The following is a 20,383-nucleotide window of genomic DNA, read 5'->3' as shown; positions in this document are numbered from 1 at the left end:
AAGCAGGTAGATGCATGCATTTCATTGCAATGGATGTGAACCTAACGCAACACCAGTCAGCCGCCTCGTTGCAATGAACTAGAACTGAAAGCTATGCTGCGGAGGCAGCAAGGAAGCACGGAGGGAGATCACGGTGCCGGGAGGCAGACTCACCCAGCAGGAACGCCGGCAGATCGCGCTGGGCCTGGCCGACGGCCTCGCCTACGCGGAGATCGCCAGACGCCTCGACCGCCCGACCTCGACGATCACGCGCGAGGTCATGCGCAACGGCGGCCCCACCGCCTACCGCGCCGACCTGGCCCACCGCGCCACCGAACGCCGTAGCCACCGGCGCAGGCAGGTCGCGCCCCGGGGGGCGGAAGCACCCCCGCAGCCCCACGGACGCGACGCGGAGGCCGTACGCGAGTACGAGGAGGCGTTCACCACCCTGCTCATGCAGCAGGGCCTGCCCAAGATGATGTCCCAGGTGCTGACCTGCCTGCTGACGACCGACGCGGGCAGTCTCACCGCGGCCGAACTCGTCCGGCATCTCCAGGTCAGCCCGGCGTCCATCTCCAAGGCGATCGCGTTCCTCGAAGCCCAGGGCCTCGTCGCCCGGGAGCGCGGCGAGGGCCGCCGCGAGCGCTACCTCGTCAACGACGGTGTCTGGTACGACTCGATGGTCGCCGCCGCCCGTTCCAACACCCAGCTCGCCGACACCGCCCGGCAGGGCATCGGCGTCCTCGGCACCGGCACCCCGGCAGCCGTCCGCCTGGAGAACATCGCCCGCTTCATGGACTTCGTCGGCGAGAGCATCATGCGGGCCGCGGAACAGGCCCGTGACGTCCTCTACACGAAGCCCGGGACGCCCCCGGCCGAGCCGACCCCGGATCGCTGAGGGCCGCTCGGCCTGCCGAGGCCCAGGTCAGGCGTGCTGTCCCCCTCCGGCGCAGCTTCACCACTGCCCGCCCCAACCGGCCCCGAAACCCCTGGTCAACGCCACGAGGCCCGGCGCGGCCCGCCGAGTGGCCGTGACCGTCCAGATCCCGACAGGGCAACGGTTGTGGACGGGCGCAGCGAACGGGATGGTTGTGGCCGCATACTGGAGGCAATGACTAAGCCCGCTGCTCCGAAGCGCCATCTGCCCACCAGCCCCTTCAAGGCCCCGGTCGCACCGCCCCCGAAGCACTTCGCGGTGGGCGACCAGGTCACCCACGACATGTACGGCCTCGGCCGGGTCATCGGCATCGAGGACGGAATCGCCGCGCTCGTGGACTTCGGTTCCTCGCGTATGCGGATCCTGAGCCCGTACACCAAGATGACCAAGCTGTAAGCACCGCCGTGCCCGCTCACGGCACACCGGCGCCTCCAGCGACCTGTAACGAAAGGCAGACCCTCCCATCGACTCGACATCGCTGTTCTCCGCGCCGGAAGGACACACCCGTTCTTCCAGCGCGGAACTGCCACCCCCCACGACCAACCCCTTCCAGGCCCCGGACTTCGGCGACGACGAGTCCTACCTGTTCGAGGACACGGAGGGTTCCGACCTTGACCTGCGGGCGGTGTCGGGGGGTTAGGCGGCACGCCGCTGTCGATGCGGTGAGATGACACGGGGTACGCGCAGCACAGCTCGCGCCTGCCTCTCAACGGAAACCCGACACACTTGCCGTGGACACTGTCGGCTTCAGTCCCACGACAGCGACTGCTTCTCGGCGGTGGCACGAAGGATCAGCCCTTCACCGGTCGGTTCACCGGCGTCCCGCCATCCGGTGATCTGCCCCCTGCCCCTGTCCCACAGACGTTCGCGCCCTCCCTGCCGGACCATCCAATGCCCACCCTCCTCGGAGACACAGGCCCACGCCCGGGTCTCCCTGTCGATGAGGACGTGATCGGTCCCGTCCCTGCGGGTGAGGACGAGCCACTGGGCGTCCGGTACGGCGAACTGCGCGACGAACCGGACCGGCCAGTCCTCCAACACGTCGGCGCCCAGTGCCGTGGGCTCCGCTTCTGCCATTTTGAAGTCGGGCAGGAGGACGGGCGACGGTGAGGTGTGGGGACGGGCAAGCATGAAGGAGACCTGTCCGCCGAGGACCGGGCCGCCGGCCGTGCCGTCGCCGTGCACGGTGAGACAGACCAGTTCGGAGGCGTTCATCCAACCACCCACCGTGGCGAGGATCGTGCCGCCCGGACGGGTCTGCCCGATCCAGGCCGACGGGATGGTGCGCACACCACAGGTGGCGATCACACGGTCGTAGGGCGCGTCGGCAGGATGCCCGTCCAAACCGTCCCCGACCACCAGCGAGGGACGACAGCCCAACCCGGCCAGCGCGACTCCCGCACGGGTTGACACCTCCGGATCGACGTCCACCGTCGTCACGTTGTCGTCGCCGACGACGTGCGCGAGGAGGGCCGTCGAGTAGCCCGTGCCCGTACCGATCTCCAGGACCCGGTTTCCGTCCTCGACCTTCAGCTCCTCCAGCATCCGTACGACGAGGCTCGGCAACGTCGAGGACGAGGACGGGACGCCGGAGATACGTCCGTCGACCTGCTCGGGAAACACGGCCCCGGCGATCTGGGTCACCAGACTGTCGTCCTCGTAGATCCGCGACAGCCGCCCGTCCCCGGGTGAAGCGGGCCGATACCAGCCGTCACCGTCGTACTCGAACCAGCCCCGCGACAGGAACGCCTCCCGAGGCACCGCCCCCACAGCCTCTTCCCATACGGCGGTACGGAGGACTCCACCCTTGATGAGCCGCCGGACGAGGTCGGCGCGCAGGTGCTCGGTGGAGGTGGTGTCAGCCACGCGAGGACTCTCCGTTCTCCAGTAGATCGGCGATCGCCCCGGTGATGGGAAGACCGACCGCCGCTTCCAGCCAAGCCCACTGACCATTGGGGTTGCACTCAAGGAACCACCAGGTCCCATCGGCGGCCACAGCGAAGTCGAAGGCACCGAAGTGAAGCCCGAAGTCCGCCAGGAAGGCCAGGAGCGGCCCGCGATGTGCATCCGGGCACTCCACCGCCTCGTAGCGCAGATTCCGGTACTCGGCCCGCCAGTCCACCACACCCGTGGGCGCGGTGGTGCGGGCGCAGAAGACGCGCTCACCGACGACCACGACGCGCACGTCGTGCGCCTTGGGCACGAGGGCCTGGAGGAGATGGGCACACCGGCCCACCGACCCGTCGATCTCCCCCGGCCCGACCGGGGCGGCCCAGATGCCTGCCGGTTCGCCGTCCACGTCGTACGGGCCGGCGTGCAACGGCTTGTAGAGCGTGGGCTGTTCGGCCGCGAAGGCCTTGGCCTCTTGCGGATCGTTGGTGATCAGGGTGGCGGGGACGGCAAGGCCGACGCGCTGCGCGGTAGCCAACTGCGCGGGCTTGTATTCGGCGCGTGCGACGGCCTGCGGATGGCTGAGATAAAGACAGCAGGGCAATGCCCCGAGAACCCCACCCAGACCACGTCGATTCTCCTGTGCGGCGAAACGCGCTTCCTGCGTGTGGTCCTTCGGGTGTACGCGTTGGGGCGCCGGTGGTAGATCGCGCGTACGGCGTTCAGATCGGCCGTGCGCTCCGCGACCGTGAGCGTGCCGCCCCACCCGTCCGGGCACAACCGGGCCGCCAGAACCGCGGAGTCGGGAAAATCCCGCCCAGGATCGAGGCGCAGGACGGGCACCCGGCGCCGGTTCAGTTCCGCGATGACCAGATCCGCGGTCGCGTCCTCGTCCTGCGTCGAGACAAGCACCGGGCGTCCGTCCATGAGCAGGTCCCTTCTAGTCCTGGGTGGCATCGTGACCGGAGTCGCCATCCATCTGCCCGTCCTTGCTGACCTGCGTGGCCGGGTAGGTATTGACGGACGTCCCGTGCTTGCCCAGTTCCGCCGGGGTCATCCGCCCGTCGTCGCCGATCCAACGGCCGGTCTGGGTATCCGGGTCAAGTCCGGCGTACTGCCAGGGCGATGGCTCGGCGTTGCGTAGGGGGGTCATGCGGCGGATGCCCCAGGGGGTCGGAGAGGGGGTCGTTTTCTGCATGGTGGCTCCTTGACCTTGGCCAGAGATGGCTGGTTCGCGGCTGAGCGGCGTACTCCGGGCCCGATCGAGCTGGGAACCTCGGGGGAGCCGTCCCGCCGCACGTTTTTGGGAAGCGCGAGGAGAAAAGCGCTCGGAGTGCGACCCTGACCCTGCGGTCGCCATGGGGCCCCTTCTCACCGGGGCTCGGGACGCCGATTCAGCAGCGGCGCACAGCGTCCGCGCACCGGGCGTGGATACGACCCGACCCTGCGCCTCTCCAAGGACTGACCGAGGCGTACGGCATCAGTACCTCGCCGTCCTCGATCCGCTTGTCGCAGGCCAGGCACATCGTGACGCCGGCGAGCGCGTCGAAGTGGTCGCACAATCCAACGACGGACCGGGCCAGCCGCTTGACCCGCTCGACCTCGCCGTGCAGCCCCGCACTCTCGGCTTCAGCGAGACGCCGACGCGCCTCCCCAACCCCGGCCAGGGCCACCTTCGCGGGTACGTCGTCCTCGGGTCGGCCACCCGCGAGCCATTCGATGTGCGGGATCAGCAGATTGAGGAACCTGCCGAAGTCCTGGGCGAACCGATTCGCGGTCTCGTGACGCGGCAACGTCCGCTGATCGAGGAACCAGGTCGCCGAGGCGCGCATCGAGACGGTACGGAGGGTCGGCGTCTCGCTCGGCGTGTCCGGCAGCGGCTCCTGGCCGTGGAGGACGCTCACCTTGGCTCGGTCCTTGGGGACCATGCTTCGCGGTGCGGTCGATGCACTCCCGTCGGCATGCTGGTCCCGGATTCTGTGGGAGCTGCGACTTGCATGATCTCCACTCTTTCTCTCTGCTTCGGGCGTTGGCCGTGCCCCGGGACCGCCGTCAGCGGTCGGCAGGGTCGGTTCTGGTCCATTGGTGTCCGTTGCTGTCATCGACATGCAGGTCGCAGCTACCGCTGCTCGGCACCCACATGTGGCGATCCTCCAAACACGGTCACTGCCCCGGAGGTTGACGTCGCCTGTTATCCGCAGAGGCTTGCTGACGGCCCCGCAGTCGAAGCAGGCCTCGCCATGCAGCCGAGCGATGCTCACACTGACGTTGATGACCGTCGGACCAAGCGGGAGTATGCCCGGCATCTCTCTCCCATCTCCTCATTCCTGCACGTGGGAGAGATGGTGAGGGCGAGCAAGGGCCACAAGTACCCCGGCAAGGGGTACTCGGCGTTGTTCGCTCAGGTGGCCGCACACCACTCGGCGAAATTCGTGAGGCTCTCGGAGTCGGCGCGCTTCAACCTACGCAGCGTCGCGGCGTCCTCTCGAACCCAAGGGTGCTCGCGAGTGTGCTGCGGTGCGATCCGGCGAGCGACCTTCAGCGACTCGAACGCGTGGTCCGCGCGCCCGGACCAGAGCTGGGCACGAGCGAGTTCGATGTAGAAGCCACTGCGCCGCTCGGCCGGCAGATCCCCTGGGGGCTTCCACTCACGAGCGATGCCGAGGGCATGGCCCACATGGTCGTCTCCGAGACTCACCGCAACCGACACCTCGTGGATGCGGACGGAATCGGGCCCGAAGGCTGTCCCGTAGTAGACGCCTTCGGGCGCTTGATCGGCGAGAGTACGCGCCTCTGCCAGGTGAGTCCGAGCGGCCGAGACATCACATGCTCGTCCGGCGATTACCGCTGCCCGCATGTGGAGCGCTCCCCTCATCGCCGCGTTGAGCGGAGTGTCGGGAGAGGGACCGGTGTCGAGGGCCTGCTCCAGGGCACGCAGTCCAGACACGTGGGAGCGCGCGGCGAAGAACGTTTCTGTCCTCACGTAGGCGACAGAGGAAGTGAGCAGCGGATCGCCAGCCTCGGGGACGGCCCATCGCATGAGCTCGACCAAACGCGCGGACAGGTCGAAAGCACCGTACTTGTAGGCGACTGCATCCGCTGATCGGTAGGCACTGACAAGGAGTTGGGCCAGCTCCGGCCGTTCATGTGCGGGGCACTGATGGTAAGCGCGAGCCAACTCGACGAGCAGGTCTGGAACCCTACGCGCAATGCGCGTGTACTGGGCTGCCAGTCGCCAGCGCACGACTTCCTCTACGGCCGTGCGGAGATCCGAGAGGGGCTGGATCGGCCCCTCGTCGGGAACGTCGTAGGCCGCGATCGCGGCGGACAACGCGGGCAGCGCGTCCTGAACGGCGGTGTGGGAGGAGCCCCGGTCGGTTCGGAGCCGACCGGGATCGACACCGAGAGCGCCCGCGATGGCCTCAAGGGTGGCATCGGTGACACCACGCTCACCACGTTCGATCTTGCGGATGGTGCCGAGCGAGACACAGGCGGCCTCGGCCAACTGCCGTTGTGTCATCTTCGGGCGTACGACACTGCGGTAGTAGGCGATACGCCTGCCTAAGCCGCCGTGGGTGAGAGCGGACATGTGGGCTCCAGTTCAGGGCATCCACGATGAACCCTACCGGCGTCGTGTCGGCGGGAGTACGAGAACGGCCCAATGGGTCTTCCGTGTGCACCCGTTGCACTGCCGTCAGCCGACGATGATCGACGTGAGCTGGGTGAGGCTGTCGATCCTCCAGTCCGCGGCAGCCTTTACGCCCTGATCGTCCGCCCACAGATGCCCCCAGGGGCCCCGCCGGATGTGCGCCGTGCGCAGCCCGGCAGCCTTGGCAGGGTAGATGTCGTTGGCCGGGTGATCCCCGACGTACAGCGTCGCCTCCGGAACGGCCCGCGCCACCTCCAACACCCGCTCGAAGAACTCCGCCTGTGGCTTGGCCACACCCCAGTCCCCCGACGTCACGATCAGGTCCGCGGGCAGGTCGAGATCGCGAAGCAGCTCGCCGACACGGGAGGTCTGGTTCCCGGCGATGACAACACGGACCCCGAGCTTGCGGAGTTCGGACAGCGCGGGGCGAACGTCGTCGTACAGATCCGTCTCGTCAAGAGACTCCCCGCGCCCGGCCGCCTCGCGAGCGTGATACTCGGCGGCAACGTCAATGCCAGGACGAGCCAGCCGTACGGCGTCGGCGTTGTCGCGGCCCTGAGCGACCACGGCACCGACGAGAGCAGAGAGCGTGTGACGCGGGATACCGAGCCAGTCGGCCCACGCGTGCCAGTACCGGTCATCGCGGGTGATGGTCTCGCCCACGTCGAGAACGATGGTCTGAATCATCTCGGGCAGCCTACGGTCTCCACGCGACGGACTGACTTGCAACATTCTCCACTGGGACGATCAAGGCCCCGTTGTGGCGTCTCGGGTAGCAGGGGGAACCATCCACGGGCCGCTCCGCTCTTCCGGCCTCACTCAATTGGCCATTGCTGCTGCCGCCGACGAGCCGTCGACTTGAGACCCTCGTACCACGCGACCATCAGCACAGTGCTGCCGGCACGACTGACATCCTGCGGCAAGGTGAAGTGCAACTCCGCACCGGGAGGCACCTCGTTCCACGCCTTGACGGGATGCGTGACCCGATAACGCCCGTGCTGTGAGACCCAACCCGCTGTCACACCGACCTTGTGCGCGCTGGCATAACCAAGGTTGTTCAGCACACATGTCCCCTCACCGCTGCTGGCACGCACCGTGAGTCGTATGGCCGGGTTCTCAACCCGAGCCCGCCACACGTGGACGGCCTCCGTCGCCCCCACACCGAGCAACACTCCTACGACAGCCGTGATCAGCTCACCCCACCCCATGAGGGGCAGGCTACTCAGCCGAAGCTCCCGCCGCCGCCCGATTTGCAACTTTCTTCCCTGATTTCAAGGTGGCTCGCTCCGCTCCCTGCACGGAACGGACTCCGGGCGGGCCTGCGCTCCTGCCGCGCACAGCAGCCAGCCGCCTGATATCAGAGAGGGATACACCATGACATGAGCTGGCCAGCTCCACGGAATGCCCCACCTGCCAACCAGCGGACGCAACCTGATCCTGCCTCACCCCGGCCCAACAGGGTGTCACCCAACCAACCCCGCCACCCTCGCAGCCTTCCTCCTGAAGCAGGTAAGCAAAAAACGCAAGTAGGTCGCCTGACCTAGAAGATGGGACTGTGGGACCCTACACCTGAGGAGGATGAATGCTCACCAAGCTTGAGGTCACTGGATTCAAGAATTTGATCGACCTGAGCATCGAGCTCGGACCGTTCACATGCATCGCGGGAACCAATGGAACAGGAAAGTCGAACGTCTTCGACGCCATTCAGTTCCTTAGTCTACTCGCCGACAAGTCGATGATGGACGCAGCACAGCAGGTACGAGGTGTTCACGACGAGCGCACCGGAGACCCACGAGACCTATTTTGGGATGGATACTCTCAAGGTACGCACCGAATGAACTTCGCCGCCGAAATGATCGTGCCACGTGCCGTTGAGGACGATTTCGGACGGCAAGCCAAGCCTACGACTACGTTTCTTAGGTACGAGCTGGAATTGGGCTATCAGCCCCCGTCCGGAATTGAGAAGATTGGTCGCCTCACACTTCTAGCGGAAAGCCTGCGCCACATTAACAAGGGTGACGCGCGCGCCCATATGAACTTCCCACACAGCGCGAAGAACTTCAGAGATAAGGTGGTCCAGGGGCGGCGCAGCGGGATCGCCTTCATCTCCACGGCTGCGGACCAAAATGGTGAGCCGATTATCAGCATTCATCAGGATGGCGGGAGCCGCGGCCAACCAAAGCCTGCGGCCGCGTCGCGCGCGCCAGCTACGGTTGTTTCCACTGTCACCAGTAGCGATGACCCAACCATTCTTGCCGCTCGGCGAGAAATGCAGTCATGGCGCAGAATTGCTCTGGAGCCCTCGGCACTGCGGAGCAGTGACCGATATGTCGGGCCTAGGTCTCTGACACCAGATGGCCTTCATCTCCCAGCCACCCTCTTCCGAATTGCCCATCGTCTGCATCCAGATGATCCAAGTCGGACCTACGCCAGGGTTGCCGGCCGACTCTCAGACTTGGCAGGCATCGGAGTAAGAACTCTAGAAGTAATCGAAGATGACGTTCGAGAAATGCTGACCGTTAGGTTGCACGAAACCAGCGGCCTGGCATTGCCAGCCCGCAGCCTGTCCGAGGGAACTCTGCGCTTCCTGGCACTTTGCGTACTGCTCGAGGATCCAGAATTTCAGGGTCTCATGTGCATGGAAGAACCTGAGAATGGAATTCACCCTGCCAACCTTCCGCCCATGGTGGAGCTGGTTCAAGGCCTCGCCGTCGACCCAACAGAGGAGGCTGACGAAGATAACCCGCTTCGACAGGTACTAATCAACACCCATTCCCCAGGCGTGGTGCAACTCGTCGACCCAAATGACCTTCTTTTCGCTGACACATCCGCATTCCGCACATCGGACGGCACTATCGCCCGAGGCTTGCGGCTGAGGCCACTGGTCGGAACGTGGCGCGCCGAGAGGGCAAACGGAAACTACGTCACCAAGGCAGATATTCTTCCATATCTGACTACTCCTGCGGACGCGCAGTTGACGCTGCAATGGGAGGCGATGTGACCGTCCGCATCGTCTATCTGTGCGAAGGGTCCAGCGATGAGGGCATCTCTTTCCACATCGAGCAAATCGCTGCCGAGTGCGGTATTGACATCGTATTGTCAATCCCAGATTTCCGCCTCCTCCCCGAGCCATTCGAGAAGACAGTCACAGGAAAGCTAGAAGCAGTTCAAAAGCTTGGCGGAAATTATGATCTCGCAATCATTCATCGAGACGCAGACAGAGATGGTACCGATGCACGACGAGGTGAAATAAAGAAGGCGATTAGCCAGGTATGCCCCGAGATGGATTTCGTCTGCCTCATCCCGGTGACAATGACTGAAGCGTGGCTACTCCTTGACGAGGATGCAATTCGGCAAGTGGCGGAGAACCCGAGGGGCAAAATGCCTCTTTCACTTCCACGAGCCGCACATGTAGAGAATATTGCCGACCCAAAACAGAAACTGAAAGAGGTCCTAGCCCTAGCTAGCGATCTGAGCGGGCGACGCCTCAAAGACTTTCAAAAGAGATTCTCTCAGAACCGCAAACGCCTTTTGGAGCAGTTGGATAGAAACGGGCGGGTCACTGACGTACCTTCTTGGCGTTCGTTTCGAGAGGAGCTGGAGGAAGCGCTGGCACGCGTTTCCAACTAGTGGGCATGGCACAGAGTAAGCGCCTGGCTTCTGGACTGGAGTGTTCATCAAAGTGGCCCTGAGCGAATGCCGGGAGCCCCTGCGGAGTTGGAGCCGCGGCCTGACGCGGCGGAGTGGCCGGTGCTGTAGGAAGGTCGATCCCTACGGGGGACACATCGCCAAGCGCCTGCCGCTCCCAACGCGAAGATCCCCGGGCAGTGTCCGAGCGCGCCACTACGATCCCGTCATGGACTGGCTGGAGCGCACCGCGAAGTTGAGGCAGTGGGCCAGGAGTGGGGCGCGTGCTCCGCATAAGCCGCTGCTGTTGCTGTATGCCCTCGGCCGGTTTCAGCAGGGTGGGGATGACGAGCTGCGGTACAGCGCGGTGGAGGAGGACCTCAAGCGGCTGCTGTCCGAGTACGGGCCGTCCAACAGGACGACGCCGGCCTACCCGTTCCATCACCTGGTGAGTGACGGGGTGTGGGAGGTGCGTACCGAGCGCGGACCGGGCAGTCCTGGGAGCGGGGTGCGGGAGTTGCGGGACGCGGGAGCGGCGGGGCGGCTGGTGCCCGAGCTGCGGGCGGCGCTGCGGCGGGAGCCGTCGTTGCTCGGGCGGATGGCGCGGGTGTTGCTCGATCTGAACTTCCCGTCCTCGCTCCACGACGAGCTGTGCGAAGCCGTCGGCCTGGAGCTGGAGGAGGCCGAGACCGCGCAGGTCTCGGCCGTACGGCGGCGCCGGGACCGTCGGATGCGGGAGCTGGTGCTCACCGCCTACGAGTACCGGTGCGCCTTCTGCGGCTACGACGGCCGGATCGGCGCGACGCCGGTCGGGCTGGAGGCCGCGCACGTGCGGTGGTGGGCGTTCGACGGACCCGACGACGTCGACAACGGACTGTGCCTGTGCTCCCTGCACCACAAGCTCTTCGACAAGGGCGTCCTCGGGGTCGGCGACGGTCATCGCATCCTGGTCTCCCAGCGATTCGTCGGCCACAGCACTGCCGCCCGGGAGCAGGTCATAGCGCTCTCGGGCCGTCCGCTCGTCGGCCCTCAGCCGGGCATCCCCTCCATAGCGTCGGCCCATCGCGCCTGGCACACGAGCCAGGTGTTCCACGGCAGCGCACGCCCTGCCACCGTCGTTTGACCGGCGACCGCGACCAGCGACCGACCGGCAGCAAGCTCGAGACCAGGAGCATGGTGACTTGTATGGCGACCAAGAGGGTGACGGTGTCCCTCCCCGAAGAGCTCCTCGACGAGATCCGCGCCGAAGCAGCTGAGCGGGGCCTGTCGGCGTACGTCGTTGAGGCGCTGCGCTCCAAGCGGGACCGGGATCGGGGCTGTATGCGGGAACTCGTGGACCAGCCCCAGGAGAAACACAGTCCTGTCACCGATGACGAGCGCGCGGAAGCGTTGAAGGATCTGGCGGATCTCGACGCCGAGCACGAGCGCCGCCACGCCACCGCCCGGGAGTTGTGACAGCCGCCGGGTCAGGCCCCAGTCACTGGAGCAGCTCCAGGCAGTCGCTCGCCTTCAGCGCAGACAGGAAGTCCGCCGCGTCGAAGAGCGCGCCCGCCGACACGACACCGACCGCATCCCCGCGGACCCGGCCGGAGAGGATGCGCTCGACCGCCTCGACGACGAGCGGTGCGGTCACCGCGTAGATGTCCTGGCCCCTGGCCGACGCGCGTCGTTCCTCGTCGCCGGTGCGGACTACGACGTCGACGACGAAGGTCTGGTCGGAGCGGCCCCGCTCGTCGACCGGGGACGGGGGCGGGGCGTCCGAGGAGACGACGTCCCTGGCGGCCGTGGCCGTCATGTAGGTGCGGACTTCGGGGACCGGCACATGGCTGGGGACCGTCACGACGTCGGCCATCGTGAACTCGGCGATGACGGGCTGCGTGCCCAGCGGGTCGGGGAAGGTCCAGTCGGCCGTGGGTGGGGCGTCGTCGCGGTACTCCAACCGGCCCTGGGTGAAGCGGACTCGGCGGCCTGATCGGCGGGAGCGGGAGATCCGGCCCGCCGCACGAGTGCCCTCCGTGGGGTGCCAGTGGCTCAGGGCGTAGGCGATGTGGACCTCGTCGGCCTTGGTCCAGTCGCCCAGCGCGGCCGTGGTCAGCAGGTCGCCGAGGCCGCCGTAGAAGGCCATCGCCGGGACGATCAGCGCTCCGGCCTCGCGGGCCCGGTCCGTGTAGTGCGCGAACGTGTCGGCGTTCGCCTCGATCTCCGCCGCCACGTCGACGTACGGGATGCGAGCGCGGAGAGCCGCCTCGATGACCGGCGCTGCCGTCGTCGCGAAGGGGCCCGCGCAGTTGATCACTGCCGATACGCCGGACAGGGCCTGGTCGAGCGACGCCGGATCGTCCACCGATGCCTGGCGCGTCTCCAACGGTCCATCAGCCACCGCGAGTTCGCGCAACTTGTCCACGTCTCGGCCTACTGCCACCGGGACCAAGCCCCGGTCCAGCAGCTCCCTCACCACGAAACGGCCGGTGTGGCCGTACGCGCCGAAGACAGCCACCACCTCCCCTGCCGTCGCCGCCTGGTCTCTCGATCCCGGTGCCATGCTCATCAGTCCCCCACAGTCCAACCATCCGCTTGCTCGGTCGGCACCATCCTCGCCAGCCACCCCACCCCGCCGTGAGTGTCGGAAACGACGCACCCCATACAGTTCCGGACATGACCACCGTCGCCCTCGCCCTCACCCCCGGCATGCTGCACTTCGAACTCTCCGTGGCGTACGAGGTGTTCGGCACCCCTCCCCCGGACGGCGTCGGCGTCCGGAGCTGGTACGACTTCGTCCTGTGCGGGTCAGGACCGGTGCGGGTCGGGCGATTTCGGCTGGAGCCCGATCGCGGGCTCGACCAGCTCCCCCGCGCCGACACCGTGGTCGTCCCGGGCTGGGCGGACGTGGACGAGGAGCCGCCCACCGAGCTCGTCGACGCCGTGCGCGCGGCCCACGCGGCCGGGGCCCGGGTCGCCTCGCTCTGCACGGGGGCGTTCGTACTGGCCGCGGCCGGGTTGCTGGACGGGAAGCGGGCCACCACGCACTGGGCGCACACGGCCGTCCTCGCCGAGCGTCATCCCGGGACCGAGGTCGACCCCGACGTGCTCTACGTCGACAACGGCAGCGTGCTCACCTCCGCCGGGAAGGCCGCCGCGCTCGACCTGTGCCTGCATCTCGTACGGCTCGATCACGGGTCCTCGGTCGCGAACGCCGTCGCGCGGCGGCTCGTCGTACCGCCTCATCGGAGCGGCGGGCAGGCGCAGTTCGTCGCCACGCCGGTGCCCGAGCGGGACGACCATCCGCTGGGGGCGCTGCTGCCGTGGGCGGTGCGGCGCCTCGATCAGCCGTTGACCGTGGAGGATCTGGCGCGGCAGGCGGGGATGAGTTCGCGGCACCTGACCCGGCACTTCAAGGCGGCCACCGGTACGACCCCCTTGCAGTGGCTGCTGATCCAACGGATCCGGCGCGCCCAGGAGTTGCTGGAGAACACCGACCGCGGCATCGACGCCATCGCGGCCGCCACCGGCATGGGTACGGCGACCACCCTGCGGCGGCACTTCAACCGCACGGTCGGCGTGCCTCCCGACGCCTACCGCCGCACCTTCCGCTCGCGGCCCGCTCAACCGTCTGAGCTCTCCTGACGACCGCAATCCCGACCGACAGTTTTCGGGCTTTCCGGGATCTTGAATCCTGCATCCCCGGACCGTATGTTCCCAGGCGTTCTCCATCGGAGAAAACGGTTACTACCTAATTCCGTACGCCCACCGAGGCCGATCACCAGGAGCCCGATCACCATGAGAGCCGTAGGAGACCAACGCCCGATATCCCGCCGCAAGATCCTCAAGCACGCCGCCCTCACCGGCGCCCTCACCGCAGCCGCCGGCCTCGGCGCCGCACGACCGGCCCACGCGACAGCCACCACCACGGCCCGCGCCACCGCCCGCATCGCCACCACCTCCGTCACCCTCACCCTCCGCGACGGCACCCTCCACTGGTCCGCCCACCGCAACGGCAGGACGGTGATCGACACATCGGCCCTCGGCCTCCGCCTCGCCGACGGCACCGTCCTCGGCACCGACGTCACCCTCACCAGCACCCACCGCGGCACGATCCACCGCACCTGGAAACCCGTGTACGGCCGCAACGCCCGCGTCACCGACCACTACCAGGAACACCGCTGGAACCTCCGCGACAACGCGACCGGCATCCGCTTCGGCGTCCGCATCCGCGCCTACCGGACCGGCGTCGCCCTGCGCTACGTCCTCCTCGACAAGGGCACCCCCACCACTGTCGCCATCGCCGACGAACTGACCACCTTCACCTTCCCTGCCGACACCACCGTCTACAGCGCCCGCGACGAGAACGCCTACGAGCTCGTCGCCCCCCACGCCATCCCCGTCACCGGCACGTCCACCACGGACAACGGCCCGCTCACCGACCTGCCGCTCACGGCCACCCTCGCCGACGAACGCACCGGCGGCCTCATCGCCTGCGTCTGCGAGTCGTCCCGGGTCAACTTCCCCCGCCTGATGCTCAGTTCGGTCGAGGGGCAGCCCAACACCCTCTCCGCCTTCCTCATGGAGCACACCGCCCGCGGCACCGGCCCGGTCGAGACGACCACGACCGTCACCACCCCCTTCGCCACACCCTGGCGCGCGGTCGTCATCGGCTCCACGCACGCCGAACTGGTCGACAACGCCGAGCTGATCCTCAATCTGGCGCCGGAGAACGTCCTCGACGACACATCCTGGATCAAGCCCGGCAAGGTCTTCCGCTGTGAACTCACCACCGCCGCCGGACTGGCGGGAGTCGACTTCGCGGTGGCCCGGGGCCTTCAGTACATCGAGTACGACGCCGGCTGGTACGGCCCGGAGTTCACCACTGTCGACGCCACGAGCCCCATCGCCGCGATCGACATGCCGTCGGTCATCTCGTACGCCGCGAGCAAGGGCATCGGGGTCTTCCTGTACGTCAACCGGCTCGCCCTGACCGACGCGGACGCGCTGTTCGCCCTTTACAGGAGCTGGGGAGCGGCGGGCATCAAGCTCGGGTTCATCAACGACGGCACGCGGTCGATGACGGACCGGATCATCGAGTGGGCGGCCACGGCGGCCCACCACCGGCTCCTCATCGACATGCACGACGACGTCCGGCCGTTCGGCTTCGAGCGGACGTACCCGAACTACATCAGCCTCGAAGGCGTCCGGGGCAACGAGCAGTTCCCGACCGCCACGCACAACGTGACGCTGCCGTTCGCCCGCAACATCGGTGGCCCGATGGACTACACGATCTGCTACGGCCAGTCGCGCGACAAGACGACCAACGCCCACCAGATGGCGATGGCGGCGGTGTACTACCAGCCCCTCAACTTCCTCTTCTGGTACGACAAGCCGTCCAAGTACGCCAACACGGCGAACTGGCCGGGTCTCCCCTGGTTCAACGACGTCCCCGTGAGCTGGGACGAGAGCAGGACCCTCGCCGGCGCGATCGGGGAGTACGTCGCGGTCGCGCGGCGGAGTGGGGACACCTGGTACCTCGGTGCCATGACCAACGAGACGGCCCGGACACTGTCGCTTCCGCTGAGCTTCCTGGACGACGGCATCACCTACACGGCGACGGTGTACGCCGACGGCACACCGGGCACCAGCCCCTTCCGAACTCCGGTGCTGGTCAGCACTCGGGACGTCACCGCGTCGACCGTCCTGGAGATGGCGATGGCCACCGCGGGCGGACAGGCGATCCTGCTGCGGCCGAGCGGCGTGTAGGGGCGGTCAGGCTCTCCGGTCGTTCTCCAGCGACCGGAGGATCTGCAGGACATTCCCCCGCACAACGGGATCCGTCCGCCCGTCGAGCACACTGCGCAACGCGGCGACGAGCCCCGCCGTACCCCTCGGCCCCCGCAGTTCGGCCACGAAAACGGCCCCCTCGACGAATCCCGATGCGTGCACCGCCTCCACCACGTCCTCCACCGCGTCGCCGTAGCCCACGATCCAGCGTGCGGCCAGGTACTGGCCGAAGGGATCACGCACCAAGGTCCATCGGAGCTGCCCGTCGCTGTCGTCCTTCACCGGGCGGACGGGGTAGTCCGACTCGGCCAGCAAGCGGATCACATCCTGTACGAACGCCTTCTCGGCCATCCACTCCCTGTCGGACCGGAGCGCCGCCGAGCGGATGCCGTCGAGGAGCTGCTCGCTCGAGATGTCCCCCCTGCCGCTCCACCGGGTGACGAACTCGAAGGCGAGGGCACACACGACTTCACCGACCAGATGGGACGGCACGGCCGAACGCACGATGCCACGGGCCGAGTCACGGCTCTCGAAGAGCAACTCGAAGGTTCGCCCGTACAGTTCGCCCACCGTGCGCGGCAGGAAGCCGTACTCCTCGTACATGATGGCCAGTTGGGCCACGAGCAGGGGAGTGGAGAGCCAGTCGGCGGTGGCGGCCGACGCCATGACCTCGGCGATGAACGCGTCGCCCATGGGGGCGGGCATGTCGATCGCCGCCACCCATTTGGCCAGGTACGCGTGGATGTCCGCACCGGAGAACCGAGCCATCTCGTAACGGCTGAACCCGCTCGCGTCGAAGCCGTCCGTGGACACGCCGGGCCGGCTGGTGACGACGACCGTGGCCAGCGGGTAGGCGGCGCAGAACGCGACCACGTCCGTGCGGACCTGGTCGCGTTCGGGGACGGTCAGCTCGTCGAGTCCGTCGAAGACGATCAGCGTACGGCGCTGATGGAGCAGGAGTTCGAGTGTCTCGTAGGGCATCTCCAGGTCGTGACGGACCCGGACCGAGTCCCTGACCAGTTGCTCAAGGCTCTGCCGTCGGTCGCTTCGCCGCCGGAGCGCGGCCGTGAACGCCGCGTCGAACCGGCCGTCCTCCCGTCGGGTGGCGACCTCGTAGCAGATCCGGTCCGCCAGGATGGTCTTGCCGGTGCCCGCCCCGCCGAGCACGAGAACCCGAGCCTGCTCGGAGAGGGCGTCCTGCCAGGTGAGCCGTAGGTCCTGCCGCGTCAGCCACTGCGGCACGTAGAGGGCGTCGGGACCGGCGATCCGCCGAGTGGCGTGGGAGGACCCGGGCAGGCCCGCCTCGTAGCCCGTCAGGCTCGACTCGGACCACTGGCTGTTGAGCAACCGGGCACGATAGGACTCCAGGAAGTCACTGGTGAAGATCTCCAGGAAGCGCGCCATGCGCGCTCCGTCGGGATCGTCGCCCGCCGACTCGCAGTGCTCGCGGGCGAACAGCCTGAGCAGGTCGTGATATCTGAAGTGGATTCCGTCGGTCGTCTCGACGAGTTGCACGTCGGCCAGCGCCTCCAGGATCCGCAGGGCCCGTTCCTCGGGGATCCGCAGGAAGATGGCCGCGTGCCGGGCCTCGAAGCGGGTGAGCGGGAGGAGGGCCAGGAGGCGGAACGCCTGCGCCTCCTCCGTCGGCAGGTCGCGGTAGCTGATCTCGAAGCTGCCGCGGACGTCGAGCGAGCCCTCGGCGAGCCTGGCCAGCCTGGTTCGTTCGTCGGCGAACTCGGCCACGAGTCTGCTCAGGGGCCAGTAGTGCTTCTTCTTGAGGATGGCGCCCGCGATCCGCAGCGCGAGGGGAAGGCGACCGCACTGGTCGGCCAGGGTCCGGGCCAGTTCCAGGTCCTCGGCACCGGCACCGGCATCGGCACCAGCGCCGACACCCGCAGCCGCAGCCGCACCGGACCAGTTACGCCGAGAGACCTGGGACAGCAGAGTCAGCGCCTCCTCCTGGCTCATCAGGTCCAGGTGGTGCAGGACCACCCCGTCCAGCGTCGCCAGCGGGACCCGGGAGGTGATGAGCACGGCGCAACTGCCTGAGCCGGGGACCAGATCGGCCACCTGCTCCGCGCTCTGGGCGTTGTCCAGCAGGATGAGGCACTTCTTCCGGGAGAGCAGCGAACGGTAGCGCTGCGGGAGTTCCCCGGCGCCGACCGGAACGGCGGCGGTGGTCGGGTCCAGGTCCGCGACGAACCGCTGCTGGATCTGTGCCGCGGTGGGCACTTCGCCGTTCTGCTCGCCCAGGTCCGCGTAGAGCTGGACCTCGCCGAACCAGGGGGTGAGCCGGTGGGCGACGTGCACGGCCAGGGCGGACTTCCCCACGCCCGGCGCCCCGTAGATGTCGATGACGGAGGGCACCACACCGACACCGGCCAGGCTCTCGATCTCGTCGACATCGGCGTCGCGACCGCTGAAATCGCGTGCGGCGGCCGGGAGTTGGTGAACGGGACGGTCCGCACCGGGGGTGGACTCGAAGTACACCGACGCGTAATTGTCGCCCTGGATGACGACCTGCCGGGCGTTTCCCGAGGCGTCGGCGAAGGTCCAGGACCCCTGCAGCCGCCGCCTAAGAAAACGTGATCGGGCCAAAGTTGTCTCTCCCGATGACAGCCTGCCTGGCGTTGTCCCTGGCGGTGGCGATCAGGGTCTGCGCTCCGGGCTCGCGGTCGGCGGACGCCACCAGGGCTTCGATCGTGGCCGCGAACTCCTCGTCGTGCTCCAGCTCGTGCCGCAGGTGCGCGGCCACGGCGGCCCGCCGGTCCTTGTCCTCGGGGCTCGCGTCAAGCTGCGCCAGGGCCTCACGCTGCGGCTCGGACCGGCTCAGCCGCTCCCGCACCGCCTGGGTGACGCCCTGGATCTTCGCCCAGGCGTTCTGCCCCGCCTGAACGGCGATCCCTTCCCCGAACTTCGTCGCGAGCAGCGTCACCGCCAGCAGACTCAGGCTTGCCGGATCCATGAGGGCCTCCCCCGTGCGGCCATGCTGTGTTTCAGCACGTTCCCCGCCGCCTCGGGACAACGCTACCGACGGGCGTCGCCGCCCGGCAGGGAAACGGCAAGCTCACCCGGCCGCGTGTACCGACCCTTGCTCCGCCCCTCGCTCGACTCGATCAAGGTCGTTCATATTCACAGACAACCAACACGTACATAAACGTTGACGCGGCCATGGCAAGCGCTTACCTTCCGGAAGCAAGCGCTTTCCCCGCACGCCCCCTGATGCCCATCAGGGCTTCATGTTCATGCACGCGAACCTCCTTGGCCAGCCCGCACGCAAACCATTTGGAGACGCACCATGCACCGGAACCACCTGGAAACAGCCCTCGCGGCAGCCGGCCTCGTCGCCGGCACCCTCGTCGCGCTGTCGGGGCCCGCCGCGCAGGCCGCGCCCACGGCCACCACGATCTACGTGGCGCCGAACGGCGGCGCGAGCGCGGCCGGCACCATCTCCGCGCCGACGACACTGACCACGGCGATCAGCAGGGCCGCCGCCGGCGACACGATCTACCTGCGCGGAGGGACGTACTCCTTCTCCTCGACCGTGACGATCCCGCAGACCAGCAACGGGACCTCCGCCGCGCGCACCACGCTGGCCGCCTACGGCAGCGAGAAGCCGGTGCTCAACTTCTCGGCGCAGAGCGAGAGTTCGTCGAACCGGGGGCTCCAGCTGTACGGCTCGTACTGGCACTTGCGCGGGTTCACCGTGGAGCGGGCCGGGGACAACGGGATCTACGTCGGCGGCAGCAACAACGTCATCGAGCGGACGGTGACCCGCCACAACCGGGACACCGGGCTCCAGCTCGGCCGGATCTCCTCCTCCACGCCGAGCAGCGCGTGGCCGGCGAACAACCTGGTCCTGAGCGCGGAGTCGCACGACAACGTGGACTCGGACGGGGAGGACGCGGACGGGTTCGCGGCGAAGCTGACGACCGGGAAGGGCAACGTCTTCCGGTACGCGGTCGCGCACAACAACATCGACGACGGGTGGGATCTGTACACCAAGCCGGACACGGGCGCCATCGGCCCCGTGACCATCGAGGACTCGCTCGCCTACGACAACGGCACCCTCAGCAACGGCGGCCAGGCCGGCAACGGCGACCGCAACGGCTACAAGCTCGGCGGGGACGACATCGCGGTCAACCACGTGGTGCGGCGCAGCATCGCGTACCACAACGGCAAGCACGGGTTCACCTGGAACAGCAACCCGGGCACGATGACGATCTCCAACAACCTGAGCATCAACAACACCGAGCGCAACTTCACCTTCGACGGCGGTACGTCGGTGTTCCGCAACAACACCTCCTGCCGCAGCGGGAGCGGGACGAACGACCGGATCATCGGCAACTCCGACAGCTCCAACCAGTTCTGGTCGGGCAGCAACGGGTCGCGGTGCTCCGCCTACTCCGGTGCCCTGGGCTGGTCCTTCGCCTCGGACGGGCGCCTGGTCGTGACGCTCGGGGGGAAGCAGGTCACCCTCTAGCCGGGCACCTGCCGGACACCCTCCGGAACCCGAGTAAGAGAACTACGTG

General features: G+C 67.5%; 19 protein-coding genes. 9 read left to right on the top strand and 10 right to left on the bottom strand.

Annotated elements, in window-relative coordinates:
• Positions 1-133 precede the first annotated feature (133 nt).
• Entirely contained in the window at positions 134-877 is a 744-nt protein-coding gene (locus K4B79_RS48640) for a helix-turn-helix domain-containing protein (protein WP_374208494.1), read from the top strand.
• 213 nt (positions 878-1,090) lie between these two features.
• On the top strand, positions 1,091-1,312 hold the full coding sequence (locus K4B79_RS20005; protein ID WP_232028156.1) for a CarD family transcriptional regulator: 222 nt from the start codon (positions 1,091-1,093) through the stop codon (positions 1,310-1,312).
• Between the two features lie 351 nt (positions 1,313-1,663).
• Here the strand turns inward: K4B79_RS20005 and tgmC are convergent, their stop codons facing one another.
• The 7 genes from tgmC to K4B79_RS19970 all read right to left on the bottom strand — a co-directional run bounded on the left by tgmC (position 1,664) and on the right by K4B79_RS19970 (position 7,519).
• Positions 1,664-2,782, bottom strand: coding sequence for an ATP-grasp peptide maturase system methyltransferase (gene tgmC / locus K4B79_RS20000; RefSeq protein ID WP_232028155.1), 1,119 nt, complete (start codon positions 2,780-2,782; stop codon positions 1,664-1,666).
• Positions 2,775-3,344 (bottom strand): hypothetical protein, encoded by a 570-nt coding sequence (locus tag K4B79_RS48305; protein WP_306500187.1) that lies wholly within the window; start codon positions 3,342-3,344, stop codon positions 2,775-2,777. Before K4B79_RS48305 ends, tgmC begins: the two co-directional genes overlap by 8 nt.
• 402 nt (positions 3,345-3,746) lie before the next feature.
• The gene (gene tgmA, locus K4B79_RS19990) at positions 3,747-4,004 is read right to left on the bottom strand and encodes a putative ATP-grasp-modified RiPP (RefSeq protein WP_232028154.1); all 258 of its coding nucleotides are present in this window, start codon (positions 4,002-4,004) and stop codon (positions 3,747-3,749) included.
• Between the two features lie 196 nt (positions 4,005-4,200).
• Positions 4,201-4,710 (bottom strand): DUF6415 family natural product biosynthesis protein, encoded by a 510-nt coding sequence (locus K4B79_RS19985; RefSeq protein ID WP_232028153.1) that lies wholly within the window; start codon positions 4,708-4,710, stop codon positions 4,201-4,203.
• A gap of 497 nt (positions 4,711-5,207) precedes the next feature.
• Positions 5,208-6,395, bottom strand: a complete 1,188-nt coding sequence (locus K4B79_RS19980) for a helix-turn-helix domain-containing protein (RefSeq protein WP_232028152.1) — start codon at positions 6,393-6,395, stop codon at positions 5,208-5,210.
• 105 nt (positions 6,396-6,500) lie between these two features.
• The gene (locus K4B79_RS19975; protein ID WP_232028151.1) at positions 6,501-7,142 is read right to left on the bottom strand and encodes an HAD family hydrolase; all 642 of its coding nucleotides are present in this window, start codon (positions 7,140-7,142) and stop codon (positions 6,501-6,503) included.
• A 128-nt stretch (positions 7,143-7,270) separates the two neighbouring features.
• The gene (locus K4B79_RS19970; protein WP_232028150.1) at positions 7,271-7,519 is read right to left on the bottom strand and encodes a hypothetical protein; all 249 of its coding nucleotides are present in this window, start codon (positions 7,517-7,519) and stop codon (positions 7,271-7,273) included.
• 518 nt (positions 7,520-8,037) lie between these two features.
• Between K4B79_RS19970 and K4B79_RS19965 the strand changes: the two genes are divergently transcribed.
• From K4B79_RS19965 to K4B79_RS19950, 4 genes are all read left to right on the top strand, one after another.
• On the top strand, positions 8,038-9,456 hold the full coding sequence (locus K4B79_RS19965) for an AAA family ATPase (RefSeq protein ID WP_232028149.1): 1,419 nt from the start codon (positions 8,038-8,040) through the stop codon (positions 9,454-9,456).
• On the top strand, positions 9,453-10,085 hold the full coding sequence (locus K4B79_RS19960) for a DUF4276 family protein (RefSeq protein WP_232028148.1): 633 nt from the start codon (positions 9,453-9,455) through the stop codon (positions 10,083-10,085). Before K4B79_RS19965 ends, K4B79_RS19960 begins: the two co-directional genes overlap by 4 nt.
• Positions 10,086-10,311: 226 nt before the next feature.
• A complete protein-coding gene (locus tag K4B79_RS19955) occupies positions 10,312-11,205 on the top strand; it encodes a phosphorothioated DNA-binding restriction endonuclease (protein ID WP_232028147.1) in 894 nt (297 codons plus the stop codon).
• Between the two features lie 62 nt (positions 11,206-11,267).
• Positions 11,268-11,537: a ribbon-helix-helix domain-containing protein gene (locus K4B79_RS19950; protein ID WP_232028146.1), complete on the top strand. Its 270-nt coding sequence runs from the start codon at positions 11,268-11,270 to the stop codon at positions 11,535-11,537.
• Between the two features lie 22 nt (positions 11,538-11,559).
• On the opposite strand, the gene K4B79_RS19945 is transcribed toward K4B79_RS19950, so the two are convergent.
• Positions 11,560-12,630 (bottom strand): saccharopine dehydrogenase family protein, encoded by a 1,071-nt coding sequence (locus tag K4B79_RS19945; protein WP_232028145.1) that lies wholly within the window; start codon positions 12,628-12,630, stop codon positions 11,560-11,562.
• A gap of 107 nt (positions 12,631-12,737) precedes the next feature.
• Between K4B79_RS19945 and K4B79_RS19940 the strand changes: the two genes are divergently transcribed.
• On the top strand, positions 12,738-13,706 hold the full coding sequence (locus K4B79_RS19940; RefSeq protein WP_232028144.1) for a helix-turn-helix domain-containing protein: 969 nt from the start codon (positions 12,738-12,740) through the stop codon (positions 13,704-13,706).
• Between the two features lie 153 nt (positions 13,707-13,859).
• Positions 13,860-15,830 (top strand): glycoside hydrolase family 97 protein, encoded by a 1,971-nt coding sequence (locus K4B79_RS19935; protein ID WP_232028143.1) that lies wholly within the window; start codon positions 13,860-13,862, stop codon positions 15,828-15,830.
• Positions 15,831-15,836: 6 nt separating this feature from the next.
• Here the strand turns inward: K4B79_RS19935 and K4B79_RS19930 are convergent, their stop codons facing one another.
• Both K4B79_RS19930 and K4B79_RS19925 read right to left on the bottom strand, forming a co-directional pair.
• Positions 15,837-18,449, bottom strand: coding sequence for an NACHT domain-containing protein (locus tag K4B79_RS19930; protein ID WP_232028142.1), 2,613 nt, complete (start codon positions 18,447-18,449; stop codon positions 15,837-15,839).
• A complete protein-coding gene (locus K4B79_RS19925) occupies positions 18,427-18,816 on the bottom strand; it encodes a hypothetical protein (protein WP_232028141.1) in 390 nt (129 codons plus the stop codon). The genes K4B79_RS19930 and K4B79_RS19925 overlap by 23 nt, the downstream gene beginning before the upstream one ends.
• A 318-nt stretch (positions 18,817-19,134) precedes the next feature.
• On the opposite strand from K4B79_RS19925, the gene K4B79_RS19920 reads away from it, so the two are divergent.
• Complete coding sequence (locus K4B79_RS19920; RefSeq protein ID WP_374208497.1) at positions 19,135-20,334, top strand: right-handed parallel beta-helix repeat-containing protein; 1,200 nt, start codon at positions 19,135-19,137, stop codon at positions 20,332-20,334.
• The last annotated feature ends 49 nt before the right edge of the window (positions 20,335-20,383 follow it).

Origin of the sequence: Streptomyces lincolnensis (assembly GCF_021173675.1) — a bacterium.
Taxonomy (GTDB): Bacteria; Actinomycetota; Actinomycetes; order Streptomycetales; family Streptomycetaceae; genus Streptomyces; species Streptomyces lincolnensis_B.
This window is presented reverse-complemented; position numbering and strand designations above follow the sequence as displayed.

Bases quoted from the DNA above. Each gene is read 5' to 3' on its own strand.
- K4B79_RS19950 (WP_232028146.1), top strand. From the start codon at position 11,268: ATGGCGACCAAGAGGGTGACGGTGTCCCTCCCCGAAGAGCTCCTCGAC.
- K4B79_RS19925 (WP_232028141.1), bottom strand. From the start codon at position 18,816: ATGGATCCGGCAAGCCTGAGTCTGCTGGCGGTGACGCTGCTCGCGACG.
- K4B79_RS19965 (WP_232028149.1), top strand. From the start codon at position 8,038: ATGCTCACCAAGCTTGAGGTCACTGGATTCAAGAATTTGATCGACCTG.
- K4B79_RS19935 (WP_232028143.1), top strand. From the start codon at position 13,860: ATGAGAGCCGTAGGAGACCAACGCCCGATATCCCGCCGCAAGATCCTC.
- K4B79_RS19940 (WP_232028144.1), top strand. From the start codon at position 12,738: ATGACCACCGTCGCCCTCGCCCTCACCCCCGGCATGCTGCACTTCGAA.
- K4B79_RS20005 (WP_232028156.1), top strand. From the start codon at position 1,091: ATGACTAAGCCCGCTGCTCCGAAGCGCCATCTGCCCACCAGCCCCTTC.
- K4B79_RS19980 (WP_232028152.1), bottom strand. From the start codon at position 6,395: ATGTCCGCTCTCACCCACGGCGGCTTAGGCAGGCGTATCGCCTACTAC.
- K4B79_RS19945 (WP_232028145.1), bottom strand. From the start codon at position 12,630: ATGAGCATGGCACCGGGATCGAGAGACCAGGCGGCGACGGCAGGGGAG.
- K4B79_RS19975 (WP_232028151.1), bottom strand. From the start codon at position 7,142: ATGATTCAGACCATCGTTCTCGACGTGGGCGAGACCATCACCCGCGAT.
- K4B79_RS19955 (WP_232028147.1), top strand. From the start codon at position 10,312: ATGGACTGGCTGGAGCGCACCGCGAAGTTGAGGCAGTGGGCCAGGAGT.
- tgmA (WP_232028154.1), bottom strand. From the start codon at position 4,004: ATGCAGAAAACGACCCCCTCTCCGACCCCCTGGGGCATCCGCCGCATG.